Origin of the sequence: Arthrobacter mobilis (genome assembly GCF_012395835.1) — a bacterium.
Classification (GTDB): domain Bacteria; phylum Actinomycetota; class Actinomycetes; order Actinomycetales; family Micrococcaceae; genus Crystallibacter; species Crystallibacter mobilis.
Genome location: NZ_JAAZSQ010000023.1, coordinates 57,201 through 63,200, shown reverse-complemented (window position 1 = coordinate 63,200; position 6,000 = coordinate 57,201). Strand labels below are relative to the sequence as shown.

The 6,000-nt window shown below is 65.1% G+C and carries 4 protein-coding genes and 1 pseudogene; all 5 read right to left on the bottom strand.

Features of this window, described 5'->3' with window-relative positions; all coding sequences use genetic code 11:
* A pseudogene (locus tag HGG74_RS18120) lies at window positions 1-207 on the bottom strand (ISL3 family transposase); the annotation flags it as partial.
* Between the two features lie 107 nt (window positions 208-314).
* Window positions 315-695 carry a universal stress protein gene (locus tag HGG74_RS18115; protein WP_168488643.1) on the bottom strand — a complete coding sequence of 127 codons (381 nt, stop codon included), beginning with the start codon at window positions 693-695 and terminating at the stop codon, window positions 315-317.
* Between the two features lie 45 nt (window positions 696-740).
* Window positions 741-2,711, bottom strand: a complete 1,971-nt coding sequence (locus HGG74_RS18110; protein WP_168488642.1) for a tripartite tricarboxylate transporter permease — start codon at window positions 2,709-2,711, stop codon at window positions 741-743.
* A gap of 8 nt (window positions 2,712-2,719) precedes the next feature.
* A complete protein-coding gene (locus tag HGG74_RS18105; RefSeq protein WP_246263024.1) occupies window positions 2,720-3,886 on the bottom strand; it encodes a type 2 periplasmic-binding domain-containing protein in 1,167 nt (388 codons plus the stop codon).
* A gap of 123 nt (window positions 3,887-4,009) precedes the next feature.
* On the bottom strand, window positions 4,010-5,089 hold the full coding sequence (locus HGG74_RS18100; RefSeq protein WP_168488638.1) for a PrpF domain-containing protein: 1,080 nt from the start codon (window positions 5,087-5,089) through the stop codon (window positions 4,010-4,012).
* Window positions 5,090-6,000 lie beyond the last annotated feature (911 nt).

Genomic DNA, 6,000 nt, shown 5'->3' with positions numbered 1-6,000 from the left:
ACGCCCATCGACCGGCACGTCCGCCGGTGCCCGCTCGTGGAAGGCATGGACCCTGCGAGTCGGCGTCCCGCATGACGGGCACTCCACCGCCCCGCCACGCGTCGACGCGCGAACCACGATCACCCCGCCAGTGTCCTCGATCTCTTCGATCACCAACGCCGACAACCCCGAGAACACCATCCCGACCAGCATCTTCGCATCAACCATGCCCCATCATGAGAAGCCCGGAAGCACGAACCAACCGTCGACGAGCCGTACCACCACCGAAAGTGCGACAGAGCCGTTTTTCTTACAGTCCCTGCGGCTAAAGCTCTCTAGCAGGCGGGGGCCTTGACGGCCATGACGGGGCAGGTCGCTTCGAGGATGACCCGCTGGGCGGTGCTGCCCAGGAGGAGTTTGCCGACCATGGAACGGTGTCTGATGCCCAGCACGATCAGCCGGGAGCCGTGTTGCTGGGCGACCTGGATGAGCCTATCGCCGGGATCGGCCAGCACCGAGGATTCGATGTGCAGGTCCATGCCGACGGCGCTGAGCTGTTCGCGCATTGACTGCTGTTCTTCATCGTCGAGGTCGTGGTGGCTGCGGTCGATGTTGACGATCAGCAGGGAGGTTTTCCTGAGGAGGGCTTCTTCCATCCCGCTGGCGAGGGCCTGCCTGCCTTCGGGGGTGGAGGTGTAGCCGATGACTACTGTCATGTCTGTTTCTCGTTTCGGTGGCTGCCGGAGGGGTGGCCGTGGGTGCTAGATGAAGTTGCTGACCAGGCCCTGCGGCAATTCGATGGGCAGGAGCGAGGGCAGCGCCAGCAGGAACAAATAGAGGACTGCTGAGTAGATGAGCGTGGTTTTCATCCTGGCCCTGGCGACGATCAGCAGGAAGGCGGGTACGAAGAGCAGGACGCCGATCATGTAGCCGGAGACGGCCGTGATGGCCAGGAAGCCGAGCATCCAGGTGAAGGTCCTGAAGGCGAAGCCGGTGTCGGCGGTCCAGCCGATCTTGCTGTGGCGGGTTTTCAGCCGGTCCGCTATTTCCTGGGAGAGCAGGATTCCGGAGATGATCAGGCCGGTGATGCTCACCAGTTGGGGAACCAGCCGGGCTTCGGGGGAGAAGGTCCCGGAGGTGACCAGGGCGGCGCCGAAAACGACGACGATCAAGACGGCAAGGCCGAGGGACCAGGCCGAGTTTTTCAGGGGGCTTTCGATGTCTTCGGGCTGTTCGTCGCGGTGTCCGTCGTCGGCGTTGACTTTCCGGCGTGCACGGATCCACTTGTACAGGGACCAGAGGATGGGCAGGACCAGGATGGCCAGGAAGACGAGGACGCCTGGGCGGGCCATCCATTCAATCCCGTTGTAGAGGCTGTCTGTGAGGAAGTAGTAGCGCTCCAGAGGGATGGCCAGGACGAAGCCGATCAGGAACGGGGCGCGGGGGACCCCGGTGGACTTCAGCAGCCAGCCGAAGGCGCCGAGGATGAGCATGACCCACAGATCACCGATCTGGCCGCCTTCCTGGAACGCACCCAGCAGCATGATGGCGACCAGGCCTGCTGCCAGCACGGCGAAGGGAACCTTGGTCAGCTTGGCCAGGCCGCGGACGCTGAGGAAGCAGAACAGGGCACCCAGGACGCTGGCGATCGCAAAGGACCAGACGATCAGGTACATCAGGTCCAGGTGGTCGGAGATGATCGACGGGCCCGGCTGGATGCCGTAAGTCAGCAGCATGCCCAGCAGCATCGCCGACGGAACGCCGCCGGGGATGCCGAACAGCAGGGTGGGAATCAGGTCGCCGGCCTCGACGGAGTTGTTGGCGCTTTCGGGCCCAACGATGCCGCGCGGGTCGCCCTTGCCGAAGTTGCGTTTGTCCTTGGCAGTGGCCACGGCCTGCCCGTAGGCGAGCCAGGTTCCGGCGGTTGCGCCGACGCCGGGCAGCACGCCTGCCCAGATGCCGATGAGGGCACCGCGGATGACCTGGGTCCAGTGGGCGAGCCATTCGCGGATGCCGCTGAACCAGCCGCCGCCGAGGGTGACGTTGTCCTGCTGTCCGCGGCGCTGGCTGGCGCGGCTGGCGATCTCAGCCAGGCCGAAGATGCCCAGGGCGACCGCAACCAGGGACAGGCCGTCGCCCAGGAACAGGCTGCCGAAGGTGAAGCGTTCTTCGGCGGTGGTTGGCGAGGTTCCGACCATGCCCAGCAGCAGGCCCAGCAGGCCCGCGGTCACACCTTTGATGATGTTTCCGCGGGAGAGGACGGCGGCGAGGGCGACGCCGAGGACGGTCAGCATGAACAGTTCGGGGCTGGCGAAGGACAGGACCAAGGGACGGGCCAGGGGAATGGCCAGGGTCAGTCCGACGGCGCCGATGATTCCGCCGGCCATGGAGGACAGAAAGGCCAGGCTGAGCGCGCGTGCGGCCTGGCCTTTTTTAGCCATGGAGTATCCGTCCAGCATGGTGACGCTGGCGGAGGCGGAGCCGGGGGCTCCCAATAGGACGGCGGAGACGGTGTCGGAGGTGTGGACGACGGCCAGGGCGCCGATGAGCAGGGCCAGGGCCTGCGGCGGCTCCATGCCGAAGGTGATGGGCAGGAGGATGGCCACCGCGCCGGTGCCGCCCAGCCCGGGAATCAGGCCCATCACCAGGCCGGCGACGACGCCGATGAGGAGCATCAGGAGCAGCGACGGGTCGGCCAGGGAGGCCAGTGCTGCCATTGCTGAATCAAGCATGGTCTTCCTTACTCGACTTCGATGTCGTACTTGGACTTGAGCAGATCGACGATGTAGGTCCGCACGGCCGGGCTGACGGTGTAGGCCTCTTCAACGCGTTCGTCCAGACCCTCGTCGGCAACCAGGGGGTAGCCGCCCAGGACCTTGCCCGCCTTGGCCTGGAACCCGGGGTCGGCGCCGAGCTTTTCACTGGAGGTGCGCAGCAGTTCGACCGCTTTCTCCGGTGTTTCCTCAGGCACCCACAGCCCCTTCTGGTAGGTGTAGGTCAGTCCGAGAAGTGTCTTGTAGGCCTCGAACTTTTCCCCGGCAGGTTTGCTGCCGTGGAGGATTTCGTAGGCCTCGGCAACGGTGGGGACGTCCGGGAAGTTCGGGTCGCGGACGATGTTGCCGTTCTCGTCCAGCTGCCCAAAGGACATCAGCACGACGGCCTGGTCGTCCTTTTCCAGACCTGCCACGGCGGATTCGTAAGCGGAGGTGGTCTGGTAGTCGATGTCGATCTCCCCGCGCTGCAGGGCCAGGTTGACCGGTCCGCGGCCTTCGAAACCGAACGTGGATTCGATGTCCGCACCCAGCAGGTCAAAGGCGACCAGGGTGGTGATGTCGAGGCCGGTGGCGCTGATGCCCCCGAATTTCAGCGGCCGTTCCCGGTCGGTGAGGTCCTCAAGTCCGCTCACCCCTGCGCCCGTGCGGGCGTAGATGACCCCGCCGGTTCCGTTGACCACGAACGGCTGGAGGTCTTCGAAGGAGTAGTTGACAACCGAGCGTCCCAGTACCCAGGGCACCACTGTGGAGGCGGTGCTGACCAGGACCTCGGTGCCGTCGGGCCGCGCCGAGGAAGCAAAGTGGTTGCTGCCCGTGATGCCTTCGCCGCCGGCCTCGTTGACCGGAGCGAATCCGGGATGCCCGGGGATGACGCCGGTCAGCTCGGTTCCGATGAACCGTGCCCAGGTGTCGGTTCCGCCGCCTTCGGCCAACGGGATAAGGAACTGCAGGGTTTCGCCGCTGTAATCGCCGTCCTCGGTGGTGGCAGGGGGGTTGAGCAGGCTGCCCCCGAAGACGGTGGTGGCGACGGCGAGGGCGCCGAAACCGGCAACAGCGGCAATGACCGCCCGCCGGGAATGCTTCGGCGGCTCGGGCGTTTCCGCTGGTTCCGTTGCGGCAGTTTCGGGCTGCATGGTTGGTGGTTTCACAGAAGGAATTTCTCGTGTCATTCCATTGTCTCTTTCTGGTTGCCTGCGGTGGCCGGCGTTGGCCCATGCCCTTGCGGCATTTCCACAGGCCGGTTGGGGGAAGCTCCGTTACCAGGAGTCAGGCAGGAACAGTTGGGCATCGGCCAGCCGCCGTGCGCTGCGGACGGATCCGACGATCATGGCGCCGTCGTGGTGGTCGAGCCATGTCTCAATCAGGCCCGCCGGGGTGCGCATGGCGAGCGTGCCGGACAGCGGGGCGGTCATCAGCTTGCGGACCACGGTCCCTTCCTCGTGGGCGGCCATGGTCAGGGCGACGCTGCCGGTGATGGCCAGGGCGGGGTGGAGCCTGCCCATGGACAGCATCCGCACATTCATATCGGCCGCGTCACCGGATTCGGCGGGAGCCACAAATGCCAGCTTGGGGATGGCGCGTGCGGCCGTTTCCGGGGTGGACGCCAGGCCCATGAGGACAGCGGCCTCCCGGCGGGCAGCATCCAGGTGCTGCAGCAGCCGTTCCTGCCCGTCGATCTCGGCGGCAGTCTCCAAGCCGGTCAGGCCCAGGCTGTGGGCATCGAGAATGGCCACCGGTGCCCCGGCGTCGATCAGCGTGGCCGGGACCTGCCGCCCGTCAAAGCCGAGATAGTCCACTGGTTCTCCGGTGGGGAACAGGCTTCCGGTGGTCCTGCCTGCCGGATCATAGAACCCCATGCCCACCGGGATTCCCGGGAAGGGAACACCCGGGATCATTTGTGTGCCGATGTCCGGGACCCGGCCGCCGGGGGTCGGGACCTTCTGCAGAATCAGCTGGCCCGTGTTGGTGTTCAGGATCCTGACGGAGGTGGTGTCCGCGCCGGCGGTGACCCATCCCCGTTCGATAGCGTAGGGGGCGACGACTGCCGAGCAGTTTCCGCAGTTGCTCCCCCAGTCGACAGTGGCATTGTCGATGCCGACCTGGGCGAAGGTGTAGTTCACGTCGGCATCGGGGTGCTCCGAACGGGAGAGGATCACCGCCTTGCTTGTGGTCGAGGTTCCCCCGCCCACTCCGTCGATTTGGCGGTAGTCGGGGCTGCCGAAGAGCCGCAGCAGCACCTCGTCGACAGACTTGCCGGGAACCTGCAGGTTCTCTGCCTCGAACACCCAGCACTTGCTGGTGCCTCCGCGCATCCACGTAGCTGCAATAACTGACATGCTTCCTCGATTAATCACCGGTGCCGGACGCTGTTGCGCCGGTCACAATCCAATGGGCCTCACCAGAAATTGTCACCAGCGCGCGTTTTAACCACAAACCAATATTTGTGAATAGGGCTAAAGCTTTGCTTAAACCGGCTGGCATTTCAGGGCTTGATCGTGCTTGAGGCACGCTGAAAGCCATCTCTGGGGCCCGAAAATTAAGGGGAACCGCGCACGGTTTGAAGAGCATGGATGATTTCTTAACTATCGTTCAAATCTGCTTCAATCAGGCGGAGCGATATTCAACGTCAAAGGGCTGGCACTGCCGTTCGAAGTGGTCGAACTGGACCCAACGCGGCGCAGCCGGCACGTTGGCTTATCCCTCGAGGTGGTGCAGCAGTCGCGGCGGCCGGAGCGGGAAGTCGGGCAAATGCTGCCGTCCGGCCAAATCTGCAGCATGTACGCAGGGGCTTTCCACGCAAATGGTCATCAGGCGGCGCAGGCCTTGGCCGGCGTCACTCCCGGTGTTGTACGGGCGCTAAGGACAGCCGCCGTCAAGGAACATCCCGGGGCCTGGTGTCACGGGAAAAACAGCACCGGGCCGCAGCGACCTGCCCGCCCGCCAGGTTCGGTTTACAGGCTGGGATCGGGCATCCGGATCCTGTGGCATCCGGGCAACGTGCAGCGGGATTTGCCACCGGCTGGGGCGGCACGGAAGGCCGAACAGCCGCTGCCGCGCATGACGCAAAAGGAACGCCGGCCGAAGCCGCCCGTTCCTGGGAGGTGCTGCAGTGTGTCATTGGTTGGACCCCGCCGCAGGGATGTGGTTTCCTGATGCGGCCGGCGGCCCGACGGGGGTGGAGGTCCGTGACGGCAACCCCGGGTGCAACACTCAGGGGCGGAACTCCTTGACGCGGCTGGTTTTACAC

What these genes read in the sequence shown, in the direction of transcription:
- HGG74_RS18115 (WP_168488643.1), bottom strand. Translation starts at nt 695, where the DNA reads ATGACAGTAGTCATCGGCTACACCTCCACCCCCGAAGGCAGGCAGGCC.
- HGG74_RS18100 (WP_168488638.1), bottom strand. Translation starts at nt 5,089, where the DNA reads ATGTCAGTTATTGCAGCTACGTGGATGCGCGGAGGCACCAGCAAGTGC.
- HGG74_RS18110 (WP_168488642.1), bottom strand. Translation starts at nt 2,711, where the DNA reads ATGCTTGATTCAGCAATGGCAGCACTGGCCTCCCTGGCCGACCCGTCG.
- HGG74_RS18105 (WP_246263024.1), bottom strand. Translation starts at nt 3,886, where the DNA reads ATGCAGCCCGAAACTGCCGCAACGGAACCAGCGGAAACGCCCGAGCCG.